Annotated in this window: 19 protein-coding genes; 9 read left to right on the top strand and 10 right to left on the bottom strand. The window is 64.8% G+C overall.

Annotated features, from left to right (window positions below; genetic code table 11):
- The first annotated feature begins 88 nt into the window (after nucleotides 1-88).
- The 3 genes from P1K30_RS18125 (at nucleotide 89) to P1K30_RS18115 (ending at nucleotide 3871) form a co-directional block, all read left to right on the top strand.
- Nucleotides 89-1828: a thiamine pyrophosphate-requiring protein gene (locus tag P1K30_RS18125; protein ID WP_275634182.1), complete on the top strand. Its 1740-nt coding sequence runs from the start codon at nucleotides 89-91 to the stop codon at nucleotides 1826-1828.
- Between the two features lie 39 nt (nucleotides 1829-1867).
- A complete protein-coding gene (locus tag P1K30_RS18120; protein ID WP_275634181.1) occupies nucleotides 1868-3316 on the top strand; it encodes an aldehyde dehydrogenase in 1449 nt (482 codons plus the stop codon).
- 165 nt (nucleotides 3317-3481) lie between these two features.
- A complete protein-coding gene (locus tag P1K30_RS18115; protein WP_275634180.1) occupies nucleotides 3482-3871 on the top strand; it encodes a SecDF P1 head subdomain-containing protein in 390 nt (129 codons plus the stop codon).
- Between the two features lie 303 nt (nucleotides 3872-4174).
- On the opposite strand, the gene P1K30_RS18110 is transcribed toward P1K30_RS18115, so the two are convergent.
- The 4 genes from P1K30_RS18110 to P1K30_RS18095 form a co-directional block, all read right to left on the bottom strand.
- The gene (locus tag P1K30_RS18110) at nucleotides 4175-4981 is read right to left on the bottom strand and encodes a DeoR/GlpR family DNA-binding transcription regulator (RefSeq protein ID WP_275634179.1); all 807 of its coding nucleotides are present in this window, start codon (nucleotides 4979-4981) and stop codon (nucleotides 4175-4177) included.
- Nucleotides 4982-5027: 46 nt separating this feature from the next.
- Nucleotides 5028-6332 (bottom strand): TRAP transporter large permease, encoded by a 1305-nt coding sequence (locus P1K30_RS18105; protein WP_275634178.1) that lies wholly within the window; start codon nucleotides 6330-6332, stop codon nucleotides 5028-5030.
- 19 nt (nucleotides 6333-6351) lie between these two features.
- Nucleotides 6352-6936 (bottom strand): TRAP transporter small permease, encoded by a 585-nt coding sequence (locus P1K30_RS18100; protein ID WP_093994442.1) that lies wholly within the window; start codon nucleotides 6934-6936, stop codon nucleotides 6352-6354.
- Nucleotides 6937-7019: 83 nt separating this feature from the next.
- Complete coding sequence (locus tag P1K30_RS18095) at nucleotides 7020-8039, bottom strand: TRAP transporter substrate-binding protein (RefSeq protein WP_275634177.1); 1020 nt, start codon at nucleotides 8037-8039, stop codon at nucleotides 7020-7022.
- Between the two features lie 318 nt (nucleotides 8040-8357).
- Between P1K30_RS18095 and P1K30_RS18090 the strand changes: the two genes are divergently transcribed.
- From P1K30_RS18090 to P1K30_RS18070, 5 genes are all read left to right on the top strand, one after another.
- Entirely contained in the window at nucleotides 8358-9074 is a 717-nt protein-coding gene (locus tag P1K30_RS18090; RefSeq protein ID WP_275634176.1) for an SDR family NAD(P)-dependent oxidoreductase, read from the top strand.
- 4 nt (nucleotides 9075-9078) lie between these two features.
- Nucleotides 9079-10416 (top strand): NAD(P)/FAD-dependent oxidoreductase, encoded by a 1338-nt coding sequence (locus tag P1K30_RS18085; protein WP_275634175.1) that lies wholly within the window; start codon nucleotides 9079-9081, stop codon nucleotides 10414-10416.
- A 25-nt stretch (nucleotides 10417-10441) separates the two neighbouring features.
- Nucleotides 10442-12496, top strand: a complete 2055-nt coding sequence (locus P1K30_RS18080) for a hydantoinase/oxoprolinase family protein (protein ID WP_275634174.1) — start codon at nucleotides 10442-10444, stop codon at nucleotides 12494-12496.
- Complete coding sequence (locus P1K30_RS18075) at nucleotides 12493-14118, top strand: hydantoinase B/oxoprolinase family protein (RefSeq protein ID WP_275634173.1); 1626 nt, start codon at nucleotides 12493-12495, stop codon at nucleotides 14116-14118. The genes P1K30_RS18080 and P1K30_RS18075 overlap by 4 nt, the downstream gene beginning before the upstream one ends.
- Nucleotides 14119-14215: 97 nt before the next feature.
- Nucleotides 14216-14638, top strand: a complete 423-nt coding sequence (locus tag P1K30_RS18070) for a RidA family protein (RefSeq protein WP_275634172.1) — start codon at nucleotides 14216-14218, stop codon at nucleotides 14636-14638.
- Between the two features lie 203 nt (nucleotides 14639-14841).
- Here the strand turns inward: P1K30_RS18070 and P1K30_RS18065 are convergent, their stop codons facing one another.
- The 6 genes from P1K30_RS18065 to P1K30_RS18040 are packed head-to-tail and all read right to left on the bottom strand — an operon-like array spanning nucleotide 14842 to nucleotide 20903.
- The gene (locus P1K30_RS18065; protein ID WP_275634171.1) at nucleotides 14842-15240 is read right to left on the bottom strand and encodes a Na+/H+ antiporter subunit G; all 399 of its coding nucleotides are present in this window, start codon (nucleotides 15238-15240) and stop codon (nucleotides 14842-14844) included.
- 10 nt (nucleotides 15241-15250) lie between these two features.
- Nucleotides 15251-15520: a K+/H+ antiporter subunit F gene (locus P1K30_RS18060; protein ID WP_275634170.1), complete on the bottom strand. Its 270-nt coding sequence runs from the start codon at nucleotides 15518-15520 to the stop codon at nucleotides 15251-15253.
- The gene (locus P1K30_RS18055) at nucleotides 15517-16008 is read right to left on the bottom strand and encodes a Na+/H+ antiporter subunit E (protein WP_275634337.1); all 492 of its coding nucleotides are present in this window, start codon (nucleotides 16006-16008) and stop codon (nucleotides 15517-15519) included. Before P1K30_RS18055 ends, P1K30_RS18060 begins: the two co-directional genes overlap by 4 nt.
- Before the next feature lie 2 nt (nucleotides 16009-16010).
- The gene (locus P1K30_RS18050; protein ID WP_275634169.1) at nucleotides 16011-17651 is read right to left on the bottom strand and encodes a monovalent cation/H+ antiporter subunit D; all 1641 of its coding nucleotides are present in this window, start codon (nucleotides 17649-17651) and stop codon (nucleotides 16011-16013) included.
- Nucleotides 17648-18013 (bottom strand): Na+/H+ antiporter subunit C, encoded by a 366-nt coding sequence (locus P1K30_RS18045; protein ID WP_275634168.1) that lies wholly within the window; start codon nucleotides 18011-18013, stop codon nucleotides 17648-17650. Before P1K30_RS18045 ends, P1K30_RS18050 begins: the two co-directional genes overlap by 4 nt.
- A 1-nt stretch (nucleotide 18014) precedes the next feature.
- Entirely contained in the window at nucleotides 18015-20903 is a 2889-nt protein-coding gene (locus P1K30_RS18040; RefSeq protein WP_275634167.1) for a monovalent cation/H+ antiporter subunit A, read from the bottom strand.
- 769 nt (nucleotides 20904-21672) lie between these two features.
- Between P1K30_RS18040 and P1K30_RS18035 the strand changes: the two genes are divergently transcribed.
- Entirely contained in the window at nucleotides 21673-24849 is a 3177-nt protein-coding gene (locus tag P1K30_RS18035) for a chemotaxis protein CheB (RefSeq protein ID WP_275634166.1), read from the top strand.
- The last annotated feature ends 49 nt before the right edge of the window (nucleotides 24850-24898 follow it).

Here is a 24898-nt window from a genome sequence, read left to right as displayed (position 1 = left end):
CGCGACCCGGATTGACTCGGGTGCGGCATAAATCATAATATGAATTAACTTTCTCAAATATTGAGATGAAGTCAAGGGGAGGAGCGAAATGCGCGACGACAGCAACGCCGAGACGACGGCAGGGGCCACAACAATCACCGCGGGCGCAGGGCTGCTGACGCGGCTTGGACAACTGGGTGTCGACGTGATCTTTGCGAACTCCGGCACCGACTTTCCGCCGATCATCGAAGGTCTGGCCGAGGCCAGCGCGCGCGGCATGAAGCTGCCCGAGGCCATCGTGATGCCGTTCGAAAGCGCGGCGATGGGCATGGCGCACGGCTATTACCTTGCATCGGGCCGCCCGCAGGCGGTGATGGTGCACACGAACGTCGGGCTGGCGAATGCCTCGATGGGCGCGATCAACGCGGCGACGGAACAGGTGCCGGTGCTGCTGATCGGCGGCCGCACGCCCACGCTGGAACGCGGCCGCTTTGGCGTGCGCACCGTGCCGATCGGCTGGGGGCAGGAAATGCTCGACCAGACCGCGCTGGTGCGCGAGGCGTGCAAGTGGGACTATGAACTGCGCTTCCCGGAACAGGTCTATGACGTGATGGACCGCGCGCATGGCATCGCGACCTCCAGCCCCAAGGGGCCGGTCTATGTCAGCCTGCCGCGCGAAGTGCTGTGCGAAACCATCCCGGCCGACCGGGGCCGCCGCCGTCCGCAGATGCAGGCGGGCGCCGTGGTGCCGCCGCAATCCGAGATCGACCTTGCCGCCGACTACCTTGCCGAGGCGAAGTCGCCGGTGATCTTCGCGCAGCGCGGGGCAGGGGACGAACATGCCTTCGGGGCGCTGGCCGAGATGGCCGAGGAATGGGGCATCCCGGTGTGCCAGTACTGGGCCGTGCAGCTTGCGATCCCGACCGATCACCCGATGGCCGCCGGTCCCGACCCCAAGCCGCTGCTGGCCGAGGCGGACGTGGTTCTTGTGATCAACAGCCTTGCACCGTGGGCGCCCGACGTGGCCGAGCCGCGCGAAGAGGCGCAGGTGATCCAGATGGGCCCCGACCCGCTGCACAGCCGGACAGGCGTGCGCAACTTCCGCTGCGACCTTGGGCTGGTGGGCGAGACCGGCGATTCCATCCGCGCGCTGAAGGCGGCGATGGATGCGCGTCTGTCGGGCCGGAAGGCGCGCAACGAAAAACGCGCCGCCACGGTGGCGAAACGCAACGAAGCCGACCGCGAGGCCCGGCTGCGCGCCGCAGACGCGGGCCGTGATGCACCGCAACTGACGAAAGCATGGGTGGCCAAGGCGCTGTCCGACGCGATCGACGGTGACGAGGCGACGGTGTTCTCGGAACTCGGCTGCCCGATGGGGCCGATGACGCTGGGCCATTCCAAGGCGTGGTATCAGGAACCCCATTCCGGCGGGCTGGGCTGGAGCTTCCCGACCGCGCTGGGCTTCAAGATGGCCGATCCTGACCGAACCGTGATCGCGACGATGGGCGACGGGTCCTACATGTTCTCGAACCCGGTGGCGTGCCACCAGATTGCCGAGGCGAAAGGACTGTCGGTCGTGCTTGTCGTGCTGAACAACACCGAGTGGGGCGCCGTGCGCCAGTCCGTCGTGGGGCTGTACCCGAACGGCTATGCCGCCCGGGCGAACGAAATCCCGCTGACCGCACTGGAACCCAGCCCCGATTTCGTCCGCGTCGCGCAAGCCAGCCGGGCGTGGGCCCGCAAGGTCTCGACCGCTGACGGGTTCGAAACCGCGCTGGCCGAGGCATTGGCCCACACCCGCGCCGACAAGGGTCTGGCGCTGATCGAAGTTTCCATCGGGCGCGACTGACGCGACCCGCAGACTGCACCTTTGGAGGAGGATACCCCCTTGAAGATCGACCTGTTCATCGACGGCCAAGAAGCCGAAGCCGTCAGCAAACGGACCTTCGACCGGAAGAACCCGGTCACCGGCGCCGTCGCCACCACCGCGCCCGCCGCCGGCAAGGCCGACGTCGACCGTGCCGTGGCCGCCGCCGATGCCGCCTTTGCCAGTTGGTCGAAGACCGGCCCGTCCGAGCGGCGCGCGCTGCTGAACAAGGCCGCCGACGAGATGGAGGCGATGACCGACGAGTTCATCTCGGCCTATGTCGACGAGGTTGGCTGCACCGGCCCGTGGGCCGGGTTCAACGCGATGTTCGCGGCCAAGATCCTGCGCGAGGCGGCGGCGATGACCACCCAGCTGAAGGGCGAGGTCATCCCGTCCGACAAGCCGGGCACGCTGGCGATGGCGCAGAAGAAGCCGGTCGGCGTTCTGGTCGGCATGGCGCCGTGGAATGCGGCGATCATCCTAGGCGTCCGCGCCGTGGCGATGCCGATTGCCTGCGGCAACACGGTGATCCTGAAAGCGTCCGAGAAATGCCCGCGCGTTCACATGCTGATCGGCGAGGTGTTCCGCCGCGCCGGTCTGCCGAACGGCGTGCTGAACGTGGTGACTCACTCGGCCGAGGACGCGCCCGAGGTGGTCAGCGCCCTGATCGCGCACCCGAAAACCCGCCGCATCAACTTCACCGGTTCGACCCGCGTGGGCCGCATCATCGCCGAACAGGCGGGCAAGCACCTGAAGCCCTGCCTGCTGGAACTGGGCGGCAAGGCGCCGCTGGTCGTTCTTGAGGACGCCGACATCGACGCGGCGGTGAACGCCGCCTGCTTCGGCGCTTTCATGAACCAGGGCCAGATCTGCATGTCGACCGAGCGGGTGATCGTGGACGACAAGATCGCGGATGAGTTCGTGAAGAAATTCACCGAGAAGACCGCGGGTCTGCCGGTGGGCAAGCCGACCGAGCAGGTCGTGATCGGGTCCGTCGTGGACATGGATACGGTCGAGAAGGTCGATGGGCTGATCGACTCGGCGGTGCAGATGGGGGCCAAGGTCACCACCGGCGGCGCGCCGAAGGACAGCACCGTGATGCCGCCGACCATCGTCGACCACGTCACCGACGCGATGCCGCTGTTCACCGAGGAAAGCTTCGGCCCCGTGGTCTGCGTGATCCGCGCCCGCGACACCGACCACGCGGTCGAGCTGGCGAACACCACCGAATACGGCCTGTCCTCGGCGGTCTTCGGCTCGGACATCACCCGCGCGCTGGACGTGGCCGACCGCCTGAACGCCGGCATCTGCCACATCAACGGCCCGACGGTGCAGGACGAGGCGCAGATGCCGTTCGGCGGCGTGAAGGACTCGGGCTATGGCCGGTTCGGCAGCCAGCAGGGCATCGACGCCTTCACCGAGACCCGCTGGATCACCATCGAACAGCCGGGGCAGCATTACCCGTTCTGATCGGGGGCGAATGAGCTATGGGAGGGGCGTGCCGGGAGGTGCGCCCCTTTTGCGTTGAGGGGGTGATGTGCCGAAGGGCGAATGTCGGCTTGGAGCCCCATCTTGTAAGTTTCTTAGAAGCCATCCAATGTCTGATGGAGGATTGGGAAGAACAGAGGGAAAAGCATGATTGGGATACTCTCTATAGGGCTGGTTCTGTTGGGGAGTGTTTCGGTGGTTCGAGCAGATGATATGAACGCACCAGTTATTCAGATCACGGCGAACAACGGTAGCGACCTTGCCTTCGGAAGCAACGCGATCTCGGACGTGCGACTTGGTGAAAATGCCGAATTCAATCAGATTTCTTTTCGAGTTGACGGGCCAACGTCAACAGCATTGACAAAGCTGACTTCAGAAAACGTTGGAGGCCAGGTTGTCATAAGTGTCTGTGGAGAAGTTGTTAGTCGTCCAAGAATTTTATCTCCGATTACTAGTGGTTTAGCCCTCGCGGGGTTTGAGTGGGACCGTGCCAAAGAAATCGCCGATATTCTCGCTGGGTCTCGTTCGTGTCATTGAGCCTGTGTCGGCTCTGTCCGCATAGCGGTCGTTCGAAATGGGATATTAGCCTTAGCTGAGTTCCGAATAGGCGTAATCCACCTTAGAATACAATTCCGGTTGATTTGCCCTGCCTGCACCCAGCTCCGCCCACCCGGCGCGAAACCGCGGCCCCTAGGGCCGCCGCGCATCGTCGGGCCGCCCGCACGGCCCGGCGATTTGGCCAAGGGCATCGCGACGCGGCGAAGGCAGAGATGCTTGGCGGGCATAAACTGCCACGCCTCGACCGTCGGATCGCCGAGCCGCGGCCCGACGAGGCGCGGTCTACATCTGTGCGATGCGGAAGGACGGTGTGGGCGAGGGGAAGCGCACGCGGTCCTCGTCGGCGAGGCCGGGGTCGGTGATGATGGTCGAGATCCGCTCGATCGGCGCGGTGCGGTGCAGGGCGCGGGCCATGAAGCGGCTGCTGTCGGCCAGAAGGACCGTCTCGCGCGCGGCGTCGACCATCGCGCGTTTCAGTTGCACCATCTCCAGCATCGTCTCGGACACGCATTCCTCGTCGATGGCCGCCGCCGACATGAAGAAGGTGTCGCAGCGGATGTCCTTGAGATAGCTCAGCGCCGGTTCCCCCAACAAAGAGAACGACCCGAAGCGGCAAGCGCCGCCGGGCACGATCAGCTTGATGTTCTCGCGGTAGGTCAGCGCCTTGGCGACGTAGAGGTCGTTGGTGATGACGGTCAGGTTGTGGTCTAGCTGCGCCACGCCGTCGGCCAGCAGGTGGCAGATCACCGCGCCGGTGTCGATCAGCAGCGACTGGTCCGGTTCGATCAGCTTCAGCGCCACCTCGACGATGGCCTGCTTTTCCTCGACCGCGGTGCGGCGCGACATGTCGGTGGACAGTTCGAAGGTGGCGCGGTTGCGGATCGCCACCGCGCCGCCGTGGGTCCGGCGTACCAGCCCTTCCGAGGCCAGGAGGTCAAGATCGCGGCGGATCGTCGAGACCGAGATGTTGAACATCCGCGCAAGGTCCTGCGTGACGCCCGCCTGGTTGGTCTTGAACCACTCGATAAGACGCTGCCGCCGTTCTGCCGGCAGCATCTCTTCGCTTATCGCATCCTCGAAATCACCCACTGAAAAGTCCTTGTTCCGGTCGTTCGTTTATTATGTGCAACGATTGTCACAGAGCGTTCGGAAGCCAAAGGACAACCTGAGGGAATGCGGCCAGAATGACCGTACCGATGCAGAGAAGGATGAAGAACGGGGCAGCGGCGCGCACGGTGCGGCCCATGCTGTCCCCGGTCAGGCCCTGCAGAACGTACAGGTTCAGGCCGACGGGCGGGGTCAGGGCGCTCATCTCGATCATGATGACAAGATAGATGCCGAACCACAGCGGGTCGAACCCGGCCTGCACGATCAGCGGCACGGCGATCGGAACCGTCATCACGGTCATCGACGTACCGTCAAGGAACATGCCCAGCACGATGTACAGCGCGGCAAGGATCAGCAGCACGCCATAGGGCGACAGATCCATTGCCGAGATCGCCTCGGTAATCTGCGTGGGCAGGTGCATGTAGGCGATGGCCGCCGACAGGAAGGCCGAGGCCGCGATCAGCATCAGGATCATCGCCGACACGCGGATGGTGTTCATCAGGCTGTCGCGCATCAGCGCGAAAGAGAACTGTCCGGTCACGATGGTGATCACGATGGCGCCCGCGACGCCGACCGCCGCCGCCTCGGACGGGGTGGCGATGCCGGAATAGATCGAGCCCAGCACGATGAACATCAGGATCATGATCGGCGCCAGTTCCAGCAGGCCCTTGCCTAGCGTGCCAAGGGTGATCTCGCCTTCGTAGCGGGGCGCCTTGGACGGGCTGATCAGCGCCGAGATGGCGATGTAGCCAGAGTAGAGCAGGGCCATCATCAGGCCGGGGATCAGACCGGCGGCGAACAGGTCCGCGATCGAGACCTGCGCCAACACGCCGTAGACGATCATCGCGATGGACGGCGGGATCAGCAGGCCGAAGCTGCCGGCGCCTGCCAGCGAGCCGGAGGCAAGGTTGATGTCATAGCCGCGTTTTTGCAGTTCGGGGATGGTGATCTTGCCCACCGTCGCCGTGGTGGCGGTGGACGAACCCGAGATGGCGGCGAAGACGGTGCAGCCGAACACGTTGGTGTGCAGCAGCCCGCCGGGGATGCGCGCGACCATCGGGGCAAGACCGCGGAACAGGCGCTGTGAAATGTCGGTGCGGAAGACGATGTCGCCCATCCACATGAAGATCGGGATCGCGGCAAGCTCCCACGAGATCGCCGAGGACGAGATCACCTTGGTGGCGATCGACCCGATGCGGGTCAGGTTGAAGTCCAGCACGAAATACATCGCGCTGGCGCCGACTAGCATGAGGCCCGAGAAGATCCATGTGCCGGCGCCAAGGAACAGCACCAGAAGGCCAAGAAGGACAAGAGAGGAAGCGGCGGTGGTCATGAGACGTCGTCCTTCGGGCTTACAGGGTCAGGGCGCGTTCTTCGGCGTGGCCAACGGCCAGCAGCCGCAGGGCGCGAACGACGATATGGAACAGCAGCAGGACAAGGCCGGTCAGGAAGAAGGCCTCGGGAATCCAGAGCGGGATGGGGATGAAGTGCTGGCTGACAGAGCCGCGGGCGAACAGCTTGGTGACCGACCCCCACTGGTGCATCATCAGGAACCACATCAGCGCACCGGCAGAGGCCAGCGCAAAGGCTTCCGCGATCCAGCGGACCGCGCCCTTCATCTTGTCGGTCAGAACGGTGACGCGGATCATCGCGCCTTCCTCCAGCGCCCAAGGGGCCGCAAGGAAGGTGATCGCGGCCACGCCGTAGCCCACAAGGACATCCGCCATGTAGGTGGATTTCGAGAAGAAGCGCATGCAGATCTCGACGAGGATCAGCGAGGTCATGCAGACCAGCAGCGCCGCCGAGACGACGGCGGCCAGCTTGTTGAGAGCCGTGGAGATCCGCGCGATGACGGCCAGCCATGCAGGGTCGTCGTTCACCTCGGGATGGTGGTGTTCTTCGATCTCAGGCATTTCGTGGTGGGTCTGGGCGCTCATGCGACCTCCTTCGGGCAATCGTTACCGGGTGCCCGCGCCCCCGGGAGGGAAAGGGCGCGGGCAGTATAGCGCAGGTTACGGCGTCAGCCGGCCTGCGATTTCAGCTCTTCGAAGCGGGCAAGCACGGCCTGACCGCGTTCGCCGGTCTGGGCGACCCAGTCCTCGCGCACGCTGGTGCCGGCTTCTTGCAGGAATTCGAAGACCTCGGCGGGCACATCATCGTCAAGCGTGATGGTCATGCCGTTTTCTTCCATCGTGTCGTAGGCGGTCTGGATGGAATCGACCATGATCGACCAGTTGTACTCGTCACAGGCCGGCAGGATTTCCATGATCGCGGTCTGCACGTCTTCCGGCAGGGCGTCGAACTCGTCCTTGTTCACGTGGCACATGAACAGGCCCATCGCGTAGTTCAGCTCGGTGAAGTCGGACACGTAGTCCCACAGCGACAGCTGCATCGCGCCGTCGGCCGAGGTCAGAACCGCGTCGATGCCGCCGGTGGACAGCTGCGGGATCAGGTCGGACCATGCCACCTGAAGCGGCGCGGCGCCGGCGTTCATCATGGTGTTGGTGCCGTTCACGTCGTAGGTGCGGATGCGCAGGCCTTCCAGCGCCTCGGGCGAGGTGATCGGTTCGGGCGCGTTGATGCCCGACGGCGGGTTCGGCATCGCCCACAGCAGGACCATGCCGTTTTCCTCGAAGATCTTCGCGTATTCTTCGCGCGCGGCCTGCCACAGCATCATGGCTTCTTCCGGGGTCGAGGCGATGAAGGGCAGCGAGGACAGGTTGAAGAACGGGTCGATCCCGCCCAGCTGGGTCACCAGCGTCACGGCAGCCTGCACGGCACCGTCCTGCACGGCGTCGAAGTGGTCGACCGAGTTATAGCCAAGTGCGCCGCCGCCTTGGTAGGTGATGGTCAGCGCGTCCCCGATCTTTTCGTTCAGTTGCTCAAGGAAGTACTTCGACGCCTTGCCCGAAAGCGCCTGCTCGCCGTATTCGTCGGCCATGTCCCAGCGGATGCCCTGCGCAAGCGCGGGACGGCCGAGGGCCGTAAGGGCGCCAGTCGCGGCGGCGGTCTTCATGAAGGATCTACGCGAAAAGGTCATAGTCCGTTCCTCTCTCTCTGTTGGCGGCGACGCAGTGGTGGCGCGTGCCCGGATGTGATCGTTTGCGTGCGCATAATGGCATTAAGTGCGCGTTCACGACTCGATGCAGGCATAATGTGACGCTTTGTGTCAATCATTCTCGCAAAACTACCGTATGACGTCGCGGTTAATGCCTAAATATCAATCAAATGATGCGACTATTTGCGGCTTAGCTGCAAATTTCCGACTGAGCCACGATTTTTCGTTCACAAACGAGCATGAATGCGCAAGGGTCAGTGTCAGCGGGTGACTCGCCCATGACAAAGAAGGAACAGTTTTATGGCAACCGCCACTGAAGATAGCCCCGTCATCCTGATTTCCGGCGCAAACCGCGGGATCGGCGCGGCCATCGTGCGCGAGCTGAAGGCGCACGGCTATCGGCTTTCGCTGGGGGCCCGGAATGTCGAGGCGCTGGAAGGCGAGCACGGCCCGGCGGATGACATGACGCATTATGCACGTTTCGACGCGTTCGAACCGGCGACGGCAGAAGCTTGGGTGTCCGAGGCGGCGGCGAAGTTCGGCCGCATCGACGGGCTGGTGAACAACGCGGGGCTGGGCGAACATGTCCACCTGATGGACGACAACGACGAGGCGCTGGACCGGCTTTGGGCCGTGAACGTCAAGGCGCCGCTGCGGATGATCCGACTGTGCATGCCGCATCTCGAAGCGACGGGCCGTGGCCGTATCGTCAATGTTGTGTCGATGTCGGGCAAGCGCGTGCGCAACCCGCTGGTGGGCTACAACATGACCAAGTTCGCGGCGATGGGTCTGACCCACACCACCCGGCAGGTCGGCTGGGAGAAGGGCGTGCGCGCCACCGCGATCTGCCCCTCGTTCGTGCGCACCGAGATGAGCGCGTACACCAGCAAGGTGACGCCCGAAGAGATGATCCAGCCCGAGACGATGGCGAACCTTGTCCGCACCGCGATCGAGCTTCCGAACAACGCGGCGATGGCCGAAATGCTGGTGAACTGCCGGCTGGAAGATACCCTGTGAGGTCATGATGATACCCGGACTGATCGAGCGCATTACACCGGACGAAACGCTGCCCGCCTCAGCGGACGTGGTGATCGTCGGCGGTGGCATCGCGGGCGTCACCACGGCGCTGTACCTGGCCGAGGCCGGGGTGAACGTGGTGTTGTGCGAAAAGGGACAGATCGGCGCGGAACAAAGCAGCCGCAACTGGGGCTGGGTGCGCCAGATGGGCCGCGATCCGGTCGAACTGCCGCTGACGATCGAAAGCCTTAACCGCTGGCGCGAGCTTGATCAGCGGTTCGGGATCGACACCGGGTTCCGCGAGACGGGCATCACCTACGTCAACCGCACCAAGCACGAGATCGCCGAGTTCAGCGCGTGGGCCGACTATGCCAAGGACGCCGGCATGGCGTCCGAGGTGCTGGACGGCAAGGGGCTGGCCAAGCTGCTGCCGGGGATCAGCCCGCGCTACAGCATGGGGCTTTACACGCCGAACGACGGCAAGGCGGAGCCGTGGAAAGCGGTGCCGCAGATGGCGAAGGGCGCGCAGCGTCTTGGCGTGAAGATCTTCGAGAACTGCGCGGTGCGCGGGATCGAGACGTCAGCCGGGCAACTGAGCGCCATCGTGACCGAACGTGGCACGATCCGCTGCGAACGCGCTGTCATCGCCGGGGGGGCGTGGTCGCGCATGTTCCTTGGCAATCTCGGCGTCAACTTCCCGCAACTGAAGATCCTTGGCACCGCCGCCCGCATCGAAAGCGCGGCGCAGGTGACCGATATGCCGGTGGGCGGCGGCGATTTCGCCTTCCGCAAGCGGCAGGACGGCGGGTTCACCGTCGCGGTGCGCAACGCCAACGTGGCGCCCATCGTGCCCGACAGCTTCCGTCTGTTCGGGGATTTCTTCCCGACCTTCCTGAAAAGCTGGCGCGAGCTGAAGCTGCGCGTGAACGGCCAGTTCGTGACCGAGCTGAAGCTGCCCCGGCGCTGGGCGCTGGACGCGCGCAGCCCGTTCGAAATGGTGCGCGTCCTTGATCCGCAGCCGCACGAGCCGTTCAACCGCCTGATCCTGAAGACGCTTCCACGCGCCTTCCCGATCTTCTCGGACGCGCGCGTCACGCATGGCTGGGCAGGCATGATCGACGCGACGCCAGACGCGATCCCGGTGATCGGTCCGGTCGAGAAAGTGCCGGGTCTTTACCTGAACGCAGGCTTCTCGGGGCACGGCTTCGGCTCGGGTCCGGGAGCAGGGCAACTGATGTCCGACATCGTGCGCGGCACCGCGCCGGTGGTCGACCCCAAGCCGTTCCGGCTGGAACGGTTCCGCAACACGCATTCCGAGGCCGTCACTCCGGCCGCGGCGTAAGAGTACAAAGCAGGGACTAAAACCAATGACATGGAGAATTGGCGTAGATTCCGGCGGGACGTTCACTGACGTCTGCCTGTTCGATGACGAGACCGGCAAGGTCGAGATCTGGAAGGTCTCGTCCACGCCGGACGATCCGTCGCGCGGTATCACGCAAGGTGTGGTCGAAGGTCTGGAACAGGTGGGCGCAGACGCGTCCGAGCTGGGCTTTCTTGGTCACGGCACGACGGTCGCGACCAACGCGCTGATCGAATTGCGCGGCGTGAAAACCGGGCTGATCGTGTCGGATGGTTTCCGCGACCTGCTGGAAATCGGCCGCCAGAAGCGTCCGAACCTGTACGACATGTTCGCCGAAAAGCCCGAGCAGCTGGTCACCCGCGACCTGCGCCGTCAGGTTCCCGAGCGTCTGAAGTACGACGGCACCGTCGATCTTCCGCTGGACGTCGACGCCCTGCGCACCGAGGTTCGGGCGCTGGCCAAGGAAGACGTGAAGGCGCTGGCCGTCTGCTTCCTGTACGGCTTCCTGAACACCGAGCACGAGGAGATGGCCAAGAAGGTCATCGCCGAGGAACTGCCGGATGTCTTCGTGTCCACCAGCCACGACGTCGCCCCCGAATTTCGCGAATTCGAGCGTCTGTCCACCACCGTGGTCAACGCCTACCTCGGCCCGGTCATGCAGCGGTACATCCGCCGCCTGAAGGACCGTCTGGACGAGATCGGCCTGAAGGTCGCGCCGCAACTGACCCAGTCGAACGGCGGCGTCATCGGCTTCGACACCGCGGCTGACCTGCCGGTGCGCACCGTGCTGTCCGGCCCGTCCACCGGCGTGGTCGCGGCGCAGGCCATCGGTAAGATGTCCGGCTTCGACAACATCATCACCTTCGACGTGGGCGGCACCTCGTCCGACGTGGCGCTGCTGCAGAATGGCGTGTGCCAGCTGACCGGCGAGGCGGACGTGCACGGCTATCCGATCAAGGCGCCGATGCTCGACATCCACACCGTGGGTGCGGGCGGCGGCTCGATCGCCCATGTCGACACCGGCGGCCTGCTGAAGGTCGGCCCACGCTCGGCGGGCGCGAACCCCGGCCCGGTCTGCTATGGCCTCGGCTCGACCGAACCGACGGTGACCGACGCCAACATCGTGCTACAGACGCTGAACCCGGTCGAGATCCTTGGCGGCCGCATGAAGGTGCGCCGCGACCTTGCGGTCGAAAGCGTGCAGCGTCTGGCCGACAAGCTGGGCCTTGATGTGATGGAAACCGCGCAGGGTATCATCTCGGTCGTGACGGCCAACATGGCGAAGGCGATCCGCGTGATCTCGGTCCAGCGGGGGCATGACCCGCGCGACTATGCGCTGATGGCCTTCGGCGGCGCAGGCCCGCTTCACGCCGCGCGGCTGGCGCGCGAATTGGACATGGGCAAGGTCATCGTTCCGCTGACCCCCGGCACCCTGTGCGCGCTGGGTCTGCTGCTGACCGACCTGCGTGCCGACTTCGCCGTGTCCCGCCTGATGCCGCTGGGCAGCGAGGCTCTTGGCCCGGTCGAGGCTGGGTATACAGAGTTGCAAGGGCAGGCCGCGGACTGGTTCGACAAGGAAGGCATCGAAGCCGACCGGCAAGTCATGACCCGCACCGCCGACATGCGGTACATGGGCCAGAACTACGAACTGTCGGTGCCGGTCCCCGCGGGCCCGATCACCGCCGAGACGTTCAAGGCGCTGGAAGCGGGCTTCGAGGCCGCGCACAAGCAGCGGTTCGGCTTCGTCGTGGAAGGCGAGCCGATCCAGCTGGTCACCCTGCGCCTTGAAGCGGCGGGCATCGTGAAAAAGGCCCAGTTCGCCGCGCAAGAGATCGAGGGCGAAGACCCCTCGGCCGCGCAGATCGACAGCCGCGAGGTCTATATGGCCGAGGCGAAGGACTTCGTTCCGTCGCCGGTCTACGCCCGCGACAAGCTGCGCCCCGGCAACGTCATCCAAGGCCCGGCCATCGTCGAGCAAATGGACACGACCACCGTGATCCTGCCCGACATGACCGGTACCGTGGACCCCTATCTCAACCTCATCCTGGAGGTGAAGGCATGAGCACGCCCATCGATCCCATTACCGTCGAGGTCATCGGCTCGGCGCTGCAATCCATCGTCGAGGAAATGGGCGAGGCGCTGGTGCGCGCGTCCTACTCGACCAACATCAAGGAACGGCGCGACTGTTCCACCGCGCTGTTCGACCACCGCGGCAACACCCTGTGCCAGGCGGAACACATCCCGATGCACCTTGGGTCGTTCCTTGGTGTGATCCCCGCGATCCTCGAACGGTTCGACCTGCAGGACATCGCGCCGGGCGACGTGTTCATGGCGAACGACGCTTACGCGGGCGGCGCCACCCACCTGCCGGACATCGTGCTGGCGGAACCGATCTTCGTGGATGCCACCGTGATCGGCTGGGCCGTCAACACCGCGCACCACTCGGACTTCGCGGACCGTGGCCACGACCACATCTTCCAGGAAGGCCTGCGCATCCCGCCGGTCCGCCTGTACCGCAAGGGCGAGCTGAACACCGACCTGCAGTCGATGTTCCTGCTGAACTGCCAGGTGCCGCGCGAACGTCTGTCGGACCTGCGTGCGCAGATGTCGGCAAACCGGCTGTGCGTGCAGCGGATGACCGACCTGTGCGAGAAATACGGCAGCGACAAGGTGCTGGCCGCCGGTGACGCGCTGCAGGACTACGCCGAGCGCAAGATGCGCACCGCGATCGCGGCGATCCCTGACGGGACCTATGCCTTCGAGGACGTGTTCGACAGCAACCAGCGGTCGGGCGGCATGACCTTCAAGGTCGAGATCACCGTCAAAGGCGACGAGATGACGCTTGCCTTCGACGGCCCGCCGCAGGTGCGGGGCGGTCTGAACCTGATCTACACCTCGCTGCTGGCGGCCTGCTACTTCACCGTGAAATCGGTGCTGGATCCGACGATCCTGCCGAATGCCGGCCTGGCCCGTCCGCTGACCGTGACCGCGCCCAAGGGTACGATCCTGAACTGCGAGCACCCGGCGGCCGTGGACGGCCGTATCGCGGCGGCGCAGCGGGTGACCGACCTTGTATACGGCGCGCTGGCCAAGGCGCTGCCGGGCAAGGTGATGGCGGCGGGGAACGGCTGCTGCACCGGGGCGATCTTCAACGGCACCGACGACAACGGCGACATCTGGGTCTACCTGGAAACCATCGGCGGCGGCGGCGGGGCGCGTCCCTCGGCGGACGGCCTGTCGGGCATCCACGTCGGCCTGACCAACACCTCGAACCTGCCGGTCGAGGCGCTGGAGCTGGAATATCCGCTGACCCTGCTGCGCTATGAACTGGTCGACGACTCTGCCGGGTCCGGCGAGTTCCGGGGCGGCATGGGCATTCGCCGCGTCTACCGCGCCGAGAAGGAATGCCGCTTCACCGTCGAAGGCAGCCGCGTGGGGTCGAACCCGTGGGGCCTTGAAGGCGGGCTGCAGGCGGACTGCACGCATCTCGACTTCGGCGACGGCCGCACCGAGTTCTCCGGCATGGTCGACCTGAAACCGGGCCAGATCGTGTCGATCGTCACCCCAGGTGGCGGCGGCTACGGCGACCCGTCCAAGCGGCCCGAGGACGCGGTGCGCCGCGACCTTGCCGAAGGCCGCATCAGCGCCGATCTCGCACAATCGGTCTACAACCTGAGCGCCTGACTCCTCCCCGAGGTGCTCCAACTCCGACCCGGTCGCATCCGCGACCGGGCCGGCTTTTCTCGCCCAAAAACCAACGCCAACACAAGGAACATAGGCAATGGTCAAGATTACCAAGGTGAAATCCGGCTCGATCTTCGAAGAGAAGGAAAGCTACTCGCGCATCGTCGCAGTGGACGACTGGATCTTCGTGTCGAACACCGCAGGCCGTAACTACAAGACCCGCGAGATGTCGGAAGACGCCGTGGAGCAGGCCAAGCAGTGCTTCAACAACATCGAAGGCGCGCTGAAGTCCGTCGGCTCGTGCCTGGAAGACGTCGTGCAGTCGAAGATCTTCATCCCCTACGTGGAAGACGCGAAGGCCGTCATGACCTACGTCGGCGAGCGCCTGAAGGGCATCGACCCGCAGCGCACCGTCACCTGCTCGCCGCTGGGCGCGCCGGACTTCAAGGTCGAGATCGAAGTGACCGCGTACCGCGGCGCCTCGAAGGCCGAGATCGAAGAGATCACCATCCAGCTGTGATGGTCGCCGCCGCCGCCGGGGTCCCGTACCCGGTGGGCGGCGGTTCCTTCCCGGTCGGGCCAAGGCCCGGATGACCGGCGGGGGAGGGGGCTCTGCCCCCGTCGCGCGCTGCGGTGTGCGTGTCATGCCGGCGGAGGGGGCTCTGCCCCCGCCGCGCGGTGCGCGGCCCCCCGAGGTATTTTGAAAGAGAAGAAGGCGCCGGGTCAGGCGCCTTTTTCGTTTTCCGAGTCCAGGGCTTCCGCGATCAGCGGCGGGTCGTTGTAGATCGCCCAGCCGTGTTCGGTCTGCGCATCGGGAAGCGCGTCTTCATCCACGTTGGGCGCAAGGTACGTCTTGGCGATGAAGTTCGCCGACACCGGCGCGGTCAGGAACAGGAACAGCGTGATCAGCAGTTCGTGGAAGGTGACCTGCCCGGTCGATGCCCAATGGTAGATCATCGAGGCGATCAGCACGCCGCCGACGCCCAGCGTGGTGGCCTTGGTCGGCGCGTGCAGCCGCTGCATGGTGTCGTGCAGCTTGATGAGGCCGAAGGACCCCACCAGTCCGAACACGCCGGAGATGACGAGGAAGACGCATACGGCGATTTCGAGCGCGATGTGCATGGGCGGTCTCCTACTCGATGATGTCGCCGCGCAGGACGAAGCGGCAATAGGCGACGGTCGAGACGAAGCCGACCATGGCGATCAGCATCGACGCCTCGAAGTAGACCGAGGTGCCCTGCCAGATGCCGTAGAGCACCATCATCGCGATCGCGTTGATCACCATCGTGTCCAGCGCAAGGATGCGGTCCGCCGAGTCCGGCCCGGTGATGATCCGCCACAGGTTCAGAAGAAGGGCGAGGCCGAAGCAGCCGAAAGCGAAGAAGAGAGCGTAGGTGATCACTGGAAAATCTCCATCAGGCGGCGTTCGTAGCGGTGCTTGATCTGGTCCCGTGTGCCGTCGGGGTCGTCGGTGTGCAGGCAGTGGACAAGGATGCTGGACCCGTCCGCCGCCAGCACCGACGCGACGGTGCCCGGGGTCATCGTGATCGTTCCGCCCAGCACCGTGATCGCCTCGGGCGAGGTCAGGTCGAGCGGCACGCAGACCCAGCGCGAATGGATATTCTCGTTGCGCTTGAACAGGATGATCGCGGCGACGGTGACGTTGGCGACGACGATGTCCCACAGCACCACCAGCCCGTATTCCACGATCTTCAGCGGCCGCCGGATCTTTGGCCGGTTAGGCCAGTAGGGCCCGGTCATGGCTGGCACGATGATGCCGATCACACTGCCGAGGATCAGGTTGCCGAGGGTGACCTTGTTGACCAACATCAGCCAGACCACGACCAGCGCAAGGCTGACGAGCGGGTGGGGAAAGATCCGTTTCAACAGCATCAGTCGGTCCCTCCTTCGGTGGCGTCGTCGCCGTGGTCGTCTTCGGCATGGTCGCCGTCACCATCGCCGTAGTCAGCGTCGCCGTGGTCGGACAGGTCCTTCGTTTCGCCCTGATTGACCAGCACCTGTTCGATATAGGCGGCCGGGTCGTGCAGTTCGTCGGCGGTGGCCTGAAGGTAGCGCGAGACGGGGCCGGCGAGGATGGTGAGCGCAGCGAGCACGCCAAGGGCCGCGAAGGTCGGAAACAGCACGGCGGGGCCCGACGGTGTGATGTCGGCGGGCAAGGCGTCATGCGCCTCGGCCGGTTTCACGTCGGTCGCGGTGGACTTCCAGAACAGCAGGCTGCCCGCGCGGGCGAAACCGACGATCGTGATCAGCGATCCGCCCAGCACCGCGACCCAGGCCCACGCCATCTGCGGGTGGTCCGCCAGCGCGTCGAGGATCAGCAGCTTGCCGAGGAAGCCCGACAGCGGCGGCATCCCCGCCATGCCGATGGCCGCGCCGAAGAACAGCGCCGCGAACAGCCCGTTCTGCACCGTGGGCGGTGCGGCCTTCAGCAGGTCGCCAGAGTTGCGGTGCGTCACCACGAGGTCGGCCAGCAGGAACAGCGCCGCCGCCGCGAAGGTCGAGTGCAGCAGATAGTACAGCGCGGCCAGCCCGGCCTCGGGGGTGAAGGCCGCAATCGCCAGCATCAGCGTGCCCATCGACCCCAGCACCGAGAACGAGATCAGCTGCATCAGCCGTTTCGCGCCCAGCACGCCGAAGGCGCCGATGAAGGTGGTGATGACCGCCGCCGGGAACAGCCAGTCGCCCGGCAGCCCGTCCAGCGCGGGCGTCTGCGGTCCGAACACCACGGTGTGGATGCGGATGATCGCGTAGGCGCCGACCTTGGTCATGATCGCGAACAGGGCCGCGACAGGGGCAGGGGCGTTGGAATAGGCGCCCGGCAGCCAGAACTGCACCGGGAACAGCGCCGCCTTGATCGCGAAGACGATCATCAGCAGCATCGCCGCGACGCGGATCAGGCCCGCGTCCTCGGGCGGGATCTCCTGCACCTTCACGGCGAGGTCGGCGATGTTCAGCGTGCCGGTCACCGCGTAAAGCGTGCCGAGTGCGAACAGGAACAGGGTGGAGCCGACAAGGTTCATCACCACGTATTGCAGGCCCGCCTGCAGCCGCCGCTTGCCGCCAGAGTGGATCATCATCCCGTAGGACGCGATCAGCAGCACTTCGAAGAACACGAACAGGTTGAAGGCGTCGCCGGTCAGGAAGGCGCCGTTGATGCCCATCAGCTGGAACTGGAACAGCGCGTGGAAGTGCCGGCCGCGGGCGTCCCAGCCCGAGGCGATGGCGTGGGTCTGCACCAGCAGCCCCAGCACCGAGGTCACCAGCAGCATCATGGCGGACAGCCGGTCAAGCACCAGCACAATGCCATAGGGCGCGGGCCAGTCGCCAAGGCGATAGACATGCACCGTGCCGTCGGCGGCCTGCAATACCAGAGCGAAAGAGATCGCGGTCAGCAGCACGGTCGTGGCCAGCGAGAAGGTCCGCGACAGCACCATGTCGTAGCGCATCACATAGGCCACGATCGGCGCAATCATGGCCGGCAGGATGATCGGAGCGATGATCCAGTGGTTCATTCGGGCTGCTCCGCGGGCTCGGTCGTGGTGTCGTGGTCGTCGGTCATGTCGATCTTGTCATCGGAGGATTCGAGGTAGGCCCCCAGCGCCACCATCACCAGCACCGCCGTCATCCCGAACGAGATGACGATGGCGGTCAGCACCAGCGCCTGCGGCAGCGGGTCTGTGTAAGAGGCGTCCCCGTAAGGATCGAGAACGGGCGGCATGTTGACGGCGATGCGTCCGGTGGCGAACAGGAACACGTTCACCGCGTAGGACAGGAAAGAGATCCCGAGGATCACCGGGAAGGCGCGCAGCCGCAGGATCAGGTAGACACCGGCGGCGGTCAGGAAGCCGACCGCGCTTGCGACGAGGATTTCCATATCAGTTCTCCTCCTTCGCGGAAGCGGACGCGGGGTCTACTGTCTCGTCGCCGAGGATGGCGAGGGACGGGTCATAGTCCATCGGGTCGATGTTGACGGTTTCGCCGGCATAGCGCGCGATGCGTGACAGCGAGTACAGCATCAGCATCACCGCCCCCAGCACGCACAGGAACACGCCAAGGTCGAACAGCATGGCGGTCGCCAGTTCGAATTCCTCGATCGGGGGCAGGTGGACGTAGCCGAAGGCGCTGGTCAGGAACGGTTTGCCCGCCAGCCACGCGCCCATGCCGGTCAGCCCGGCGATCACGACGCCCGACCCGATCATCGAGTGGTACTCGATCCGCTGGCGGCTTTGCGTCCATGCGAAGCCCGAGGCCATGTACTGCATCAGCAGCGCGATCGACACGACAAGACCCGCGACGAAGCCGCCGCCCGGCTGGTTGTGGCCGCGCAGGAAGATGTAGATGCCGACCACGACGGCGATGGGCAGCATCACGCGGGTGGCGATCACCATCATCAGCGGGTGGCGGTCGCGCGACCGGTCTTGGCTGAAGTCCATGTTGCGCAGACGGCGCGAGGCGGGACCGTTCAGCAGCGCCTCCATCAGCGCGTAGATGGTCAGGCCCGCGATGCCCAGTACGATGATCTCGCCGAAGGTGTCATAGCCCCGGAAATCGACGAGGATGACGTTCACGACGTTCGTGCCGCCGCCGCCCTTGTACGAGTTGGCGAGGTGATAGTCCGAGATGGTCGAGAAGTCGCGCGTCAGGAACGCGAAGGTCAGGGCGGCGACGCCTCCGCCTGCGCACAGCGCGATGGCCCCGTCGCGGAACCGCTTGCCCGTCCCGCTTTCGTCCGGCGAATGCTTGGGCAGGAAGTGCAGCGCCAGCAGCAGAAGCAGGATGGTGACCGTTTCGACCGTGATCTGCGTCAGGGCGAGGTCGGGCGCCGACATGTAGACGAACCCGGCCGAGATCATCAGGCCGACGATGCTGATCAGGACCAGCGCGTGAAAGCGGTTGTGGTGCCGGACCACGATGTACCCGGCGGCGAAAACCAGCAGCAGCCACCCCACCGCCATGACCGGCGGCACGGGAACAAGGTCGCGCGTCGGGGGCAACATGCCGCCGCCGCGCCACGCGAGATAGCCCAGCAGCACCGTCGCGGCGACGAAGATCGCAAGGTAGCGGCTGATCGCGCCGTTGTGGGTCACGTCGGTGAACCGGCGGGTCGCGGCGACGCAGGCACTCACCAGCCCATCGAACAGCGTCTTCGCCTCGGGGCGGGGGGATGCGATCCACAGCCGGTCCAGCGGGCGGTGCACGGCCAGCAGGATCGCCCCGCCGACAACGGCGATGATCGACATGAACAGCGCCGGGGTGACGCCGTGCCACAGCTTGAGGTGCACGTCGGGCAGGTCTCCGCCCGTGACGGCGCCGGCAGCGAGCATCACGATGGGCTCGGCCAGCCACGGCAGGACGCCGATCGCCACCACCAGCACCACGAGGATCGCGGGCGAGGCCCACAGGCCGACGGGCGGGTCATGCGGCGTGTGCGGATAGTCGTCGCGGACCGGGCCGCCGAAGACGTGGAAGATGAAGCGCAGCGAATAGGCGACCGACAGCAGCGCGCCGATGGTCGCAAGGCCCGGCACAAGCCAGTCGTTGCCCAGCCAATAGGTGTGCGACGCCTCTTCCAGCATCATTTCCTTCGACAGGAAGCCGTTGAACAACGGGATGCCCGCCATCGACAGGGCAGCGGCGGTTCCGATGACGGCGGTGATCGGCATCAGCTTCGCCAGACCGCCCAGACGCTTGATGTCGCGGGTGTGGGCTTCGTGGTCGACGATGCCGGCGGTCATGAACAGCGCCGCCTTGAAGGTCAGGTGGTTGATGATGTGGAACACCGCGGCAAGGGCGGCCATCGGGGTGCCGAAACCCAGCAGCATGGTCAGCAGGCCAAGGTGGGACACCGTGGAAAAGGCCAGCAGCGCCTTCAGGTCGTCCTTGAACAGCGCGATCAGTGCGCCAAGCACCATCGTGATCAGGCCGACAGAGGCAACGATGTAGAACCACGCGTCCGTCCCCGCCAGCGCGGGCCACATACGGGCCATCAGGAACACGCCCGCCTTCACCATCGTGGCCGAGTGCAGGTAGGCCGACACCGGGGTCGGTGCGGCCATCGCGTGCGGCAGCCAGAAGTGGAACGGGAACTGCGCCGACTTCGTGAAAGCGCCCAGCAGGATCAGGATCAGCGCGGGCAAATACCAGTCCGACGCCTTGATCTGGTCACCGGCGGCAAGGATGTCGGTCAGGTTGTAGCTGCCGACGATGTTCCCAAGGATCAGCATCCCGCCGATCATCGCCAGACCGCCCGCGCCGGTCACGGTCAGCGCCATGCGCGCACCCTGACGGCCATCGGGCAGGTGTTTCCAATAGCCGATCAGCAGGAAGGACGACAGCGAGGTCAGTTCCCAGAAAATCAGCAAAAGCAGGATGTTGTCGGACACGACGATGCCCAGCATCGCGCCTTGGAACAGCAGCAGGTAGGTGTAGAACTGCCCCATCGGGTCGTCGCCGGACAGGTAGAACCGGGCGTACAGGATGATCAACAGCCCGACGCCAAGGATCATCGCCGCAAACAGCAGGCCCAAACCGTCAAGGAAGAACGAGGCCGACAGGCCAAGGGCGGGCAGCCACTCGAACTGGGCCTGAACGACCTCGCCGCGGAAGACGGCGGGCGCCATGAGGCCAAGGAACACCAGCGCAAGGAGGGTCGGGACGGCGGTGAACGTCGCGCAAGCGTTGCGGCCTGCACGGATCATCAGGCCCGGAACGAGCGCCCCGAGGAAGGGCAGGATCGCCATGATCGGAAGCAATGCACTGTCCATGCGCGTGAAGGTCCCCCTGTATCTTCTTTTCTCCGTCGCGGATTTTCGGCCCGCGATCCCTTCGCATGCGGGTATCCGCTTCGAAGACGTTTAATATTTATCAGCCCGAAACGGAGAGTCAGGCCCTTTTCGGTGCTGATAACGCGGATGTTGGGTGACACGGGGCCATTTCCGACTCGCGCGCGTATTAAGCGGTATCGGATTGTCCGCCGGGCGCCTTGGACGTTGCCTGCGCGCCACAGCGGCCGGGTCTTGCCGAAAAAGGGTTGAAAACCAAGGCGGTCGCCGGGGTGCGGGGCGGCGCATTTTCGGCCTCGTTTCAACGGGCGGGGGCGGTCGGCGGCGTCTAGCGCCGAATCATCGTTGCCAGCCGTGCCGGAAATTCATCCATCCACCGTTTCCAAGGCGGCGCGAAGGTCGCGACCGGTGCCGTCCCGCTTTGGCCCTTGGTGCGATTGGTGGCGCGTGGTGACGGTCTGCCGGGGCGTCGGCGGCCGTCCCGAATTCCGCTTTGAAATCAATGTGAGATCCACGCAGCGATACGCTGTGATGCCGGTTCTCAGGTCGTTCAAAGTTCTGGTTAAAGTTATTTAAATTAAGGAGTTAATTAGCGTTCTTAAAGTTTTGAATGCAACATAATCAGCCATGTTTCGCCTTTTTGCGGGTCGCGATGTTGCCGTGCGCGGAAAAGCTGTGGTCCTATTCAGACCCTACGGTTCGGGGCCAAGCATGAGGGGGTGCGGTGTCTGAGCAGGAGACGAACAGACCGATGGTCATTGTCGGTGTCGGTGCGTCGGCGGGCGGGCTCGAGGCGACCTCGCTGCTGGTGCAGAACCTCGTGAAGAACCTCAACTGCGTCTACGTGCTGGCGCAACACATGTCGCCCAGCCACAAAAGCATGCTGGTGCAGCTTCTGGCGCGGGAAACCTTGCTGGCGGTGGCCGAGATCGAGGATGGCGTCGAGCCGGTCGAAGGCACGATCTACATCCCGCCGCCGGGCAACGACGTGATCTACGTGGACGGCCACCTGAAGCTGGCCGAACCCTTGGGGCACCCCGCCAGTTCCAAGCCCTCGGCGGACCGGCTGTTCAAGTCCTTGGCGCAGAACGCCGGGGAATACGCGGTGGGCATCGTCTTGTCCGGCACGGGAAGCGACGGCAGTTACGGGATACAGGCGATCCGCGAGGCGGGCGGCATCACGATCGCGCAGCAGCCGGAGTCCTGCAAATACGACAGTATGCCCGTCGCCGCCATTCGGACGGGCTGTGTCGATCTTACGCTGACCCCGCAGCAGATCGGCCTTCACCTTGCCAAGATCCTCGAACGCCCGCGCGATTTGGACAGCCTGCGCGCGATGTACGAACGCGACAACCGGAATTCGGATCTGTTCCAGATCCTGCTGGCCCACACCCGCGTGGACTTCCGCCACTACAAGGAAACCACGATCAATCGCCGCATCCACCGCAGGATGATCGCCAAGGGCATCGAAGAGTTCAAAGACTACGTCGAACACTGCCGCGTGTCGGTCGAGGAGGTCGACGCGCTGTACCGCGACCTGCTGATTTCGGTCACCAACTTCTTCCGCGACCCCGAGCAGTTCAATCTGCTGTCGAAGGTGTTGGCCGACAAGCTGTCAGAGACGCCGGACGCGGCGGTGCGGATCTGGGTGCCGGGCTGCGCGACCGGGGAAGAGGCCTATTCCATCGCGGTCTTGGCGGTCGAGGCGATGGGCGGGCTGGACAACGTGCCCACCGACCGCCTTCAGGTCTTCGCCACCGACATCGACGACCGCGCCTTGAAGATCGGTCGGGCGGGAATGTACCCGGCGGCCGCGATTGCGGATATCCCGCAGAAGTACCTGTCGCGGTATTTCATTCTCGGCGATGACCACATCGAGGCCAGCCCGCGGCTGAAGAAGCACCTGATGTTCACGCGGCACAACGTGTTTCAGGACGCGCCGTTCATGTCGATCGATCTGGTCAGCATTCGCAACGTGCTGATTTATTTCGAGCCGCGCCTGCAGGAACGCGTCCTGACCCGGATTCAGTACGCTTTGAAGCCGAACGGGCTGCTGTTCCTTGGCACCTCCGAGACCACGGGCGTGCTGGAACACCTGTTTTCATCGGTCCTGCCGGGCGGCAAGATCTTTCGCAAGCAAAGCAGCCGACTGCCCGCGGTCGCGGCGCTGGACCAGTCGCTTCCGCCGGATTTGCGGCGGCGTCCGTCCCCGGTGCCGTCCCGCAGCAGCGAGGCGCCGCACGAGGATCGCAAACGGTTCGATGCGCTGGCACGGTCGGTTGCCGGGACCGGGCTGTTGGTCAACGCCGAACGGGTGGTGCAGCGGATCTATGGCGACATCGCCCCGTTCGTCGAGATGAAGGTTCCGATTCAGGGGAACATGACGCTGAACGTGCTGCGCAAGGCGCTGGCCTATGACGCCAACAGCATGGTGATGGTGGCCCTGAAGCACGGCGAGCCCCGGTATGGCCAATGGCACCAGATCGAGGCGCGCGATTTCAACACAGTTCGGATGACCGCCTATCCGGTCAAGCCGGACGAAGAGACCGAGGCGCTGGTGTTGGTCGCGTTCGAGACCGAGCAACGCGTGCCACCGGTGCCGGGCGGAGACAAGCAAAGCGACTACGCCGAGTATCTGGAAACCGAACTGACCCGCACCCGCGAGACGTTGCAGGTGGCGATCGAGCAGTTGCAGACTTCGAACGAGGAGTTGCAGTCCCTGAACGAGGAAATGCAGTCGTCGAACGAAGAACTGCAATCCACCAACGAAGAGCTTGAGACCTCGAACGAGGAACTTCAGTCCACCAACGAGGAACTTATCACCGTCAACGAAGAGCTGATCGTGAACAGCGCCCAGCTTGAACGCACTGGGGTCGAACTGAACGGGCTGATCAAGCGGCTGCCGACCGTGATGATGATGCTGGATCCGGGGCTGTTGATCCGTCACGCGTCGGGCAGTGCTGTCGAGACCTTCGAGATCCGCGACCGGGGGCAGTCGATGGGGCACCTGTCGCAGTGCCGCATCCCGCCGGGGTATCCGCCGCTGGTGGATATCTGTTCGCAGGCGCTGGTAGAGCGGCGCAGTTGCAACCGCCATTTTGAATTGTACTGGCAACTCAAGCTGTTGACCGTGACCCCGCTGCTGACCGACGGGGACGAGTTGATCGGGCTTGTCGTGATGATCGACAGCATGGACATGGCCGGCGACACCTTGCTGAACGACACGCTGCGGTCGTTCGGAAACATCGGGACGTGGCGGTTCAACATGGGCAGCGGGTCGCTGACATGGTCGGACGAGACCTTCGCGATCCACGGCCTGACGCAAACCCAAGCCCCGCCGACGATCGACGCCGCCATCGCTTACTACGTTCCGGAAGACAGGGCGCGCATCCGGTCGAAGCTTGACGATGCCGCAGAGTCGGGCACGCCGTTCCACTATTTCGCGCGGCTGATGCGGGCGGACGGCCGGGTGATCGTGGTGGAAGCGGCAGGCGCCGCCGTCCGGGACGAGACCGGCGAGACGGTGGCGATGGTCGGCGTGTTCCGCGACTATACCCGGGCGCGGACGGACGACCTTCTGGTCCGGCACTACAACAGGATCGCGGCAAAGCAGGCGACCGGTTTCTATTCTCACGACATCGGCAACGACCTGACCTTCTGGAGCCCGTGGTTGCAGGACCTGTTGTGGCAGGACCAGACAGAGACCCGAAGCTTCGGCGCCGCGCTGAGACAGTTCGCCCCGGACTCGCGGGACCGGCTAGAGACGCACCTGCGCCGGGCGCTGCAAAAGAAAGACCCGTTCGACGTGGTCGAGACCCTGCAAACCGGCGAAGGCAAAGAGGTCCGGTGCCGGGTGACCGGGGATCTGGATCTCGATGAAGACGGCAAGCCGCTGTACCTGTTCGGGACGTTCGAACTAGAGGCCTAGGCGGATTTCCTCTTATTATATTGGTGGCTCGGGTGGTGCGTTAACAGTT

This window comes from Psychromarinibacter halotolerans, assembly GCF_029168315.1.
GTDB classification, from domain to species: domain Bacteria; phylum Pseudomonadota; class Alphaproteobacteria; order Rhodobacterales; family Rhodobacteraceae; genus Psychromarinibacter; species Psychromarinibacter halotolerans.
This window is presented reverse-complemented; position numbering and strand designations above follow the sequence as displayed.

Coding starts and splice junctions, on each gene's coding strand:
- P1K30_RS18125 (WP_275634182.1), top strand. CDS start 89: ATGCGCGACGACAGCAACGCCGAGACGACGGCAGGGGCCACAACAATC.
- P1K30_RS18115 (WP_275634180.1), top strand. CDS start 3,482: ATGATTGGGATACTCTCTATAGGGCTGGTTCTGTTGGGGAGTGTTTCG.
- P1K30_RS18105 (WP_275634178.1), bottom strand. CDS start 6,332: ATGACCACCGCCGCTTCCTCTCTTGTCCTTCTTGGCCTTCTGGTGCTG.
- P1K30_RS18100 (WP_093994442.1), bottom strand. CDS start 6,936: ATGAGCGCCCAGACCCACCACGAAATGCCTGAGATCGAAGAACACCAC.
- P1K30_RS18095 (WP_275634177.1), bottom strand. CDS start 8,039: ATGACCTTTTCGCGTAGATCCTTCATGAAGACCGCCGCCGCGACTGGC.
- P1K30_RS18090 (WP_275634176.1), top strand. CDS start 8,358: ATGGCAACCGCCACTGAAGATAGCCCCGTCATCCTGATTTCCGGCGCA.
- P1K30_RS18085 (WP_275634175.1), top strand. CDS start 9,079: ATGATGATACCCGGACTGATCGAGCGCATTACACCGGACGAAACGCTG.
- P1K30_RS18080 (WP_275634174.1), top strand. CDS start 10,442: ATGACATGGAGAATTGGCGTAGATTCCGGCGGGACGTTCACTGACGTC.
- P1K30_RS18075 (WP_275634173.1), top strand. CDS start 12,493: ATGAGCACGCCCATCGATCCCATTACCGTCGAGGTCATCGGCTCGGCG.
- P1K30_RS18070 (WP_275634172.1), top strand. CDS start 14,216: ATGGTCAAGATTACCAAGGTGAAATCCGGCTCGATCTTCGAAGAGAAG.
- P1K30_RS18065 (WP_275634171.1), bottom strand. CDS start 15,240: ATGCACATCGCGCTCGAAATCGCCGTATGCGTCTTCCTCGTCATCTCC.
- P1K30_RS18050 (WP_275634169.1), bottom strand. CDS start 17,651: ATGAACCACTGGATCATCGCTCCGATCATCCTGCCGGCCATGATTGCG.
- P1K30_RS18045 (WP_275634168.1), bottom strand. CDS start 18,013: ATGGAAATCCTCGTCGCAAGCGCGGTCGGCTTCCTGACCGCCGCCGGT.
- P1K30_RS18040 (WP_275634167.1), bottom strand. CDS start 20,903: ATGGACAGTGCATTGCTTCCGATCATGGCGATCCTGCCCTTCCTCGGG.
- P1K30_RS18035 (WP_275634166.1), top strand. CDS start 21,673: ATGGTCATTGTCGGTGTCGGTGCGTCGGCGGGCGGGCTCGAGGCGACC.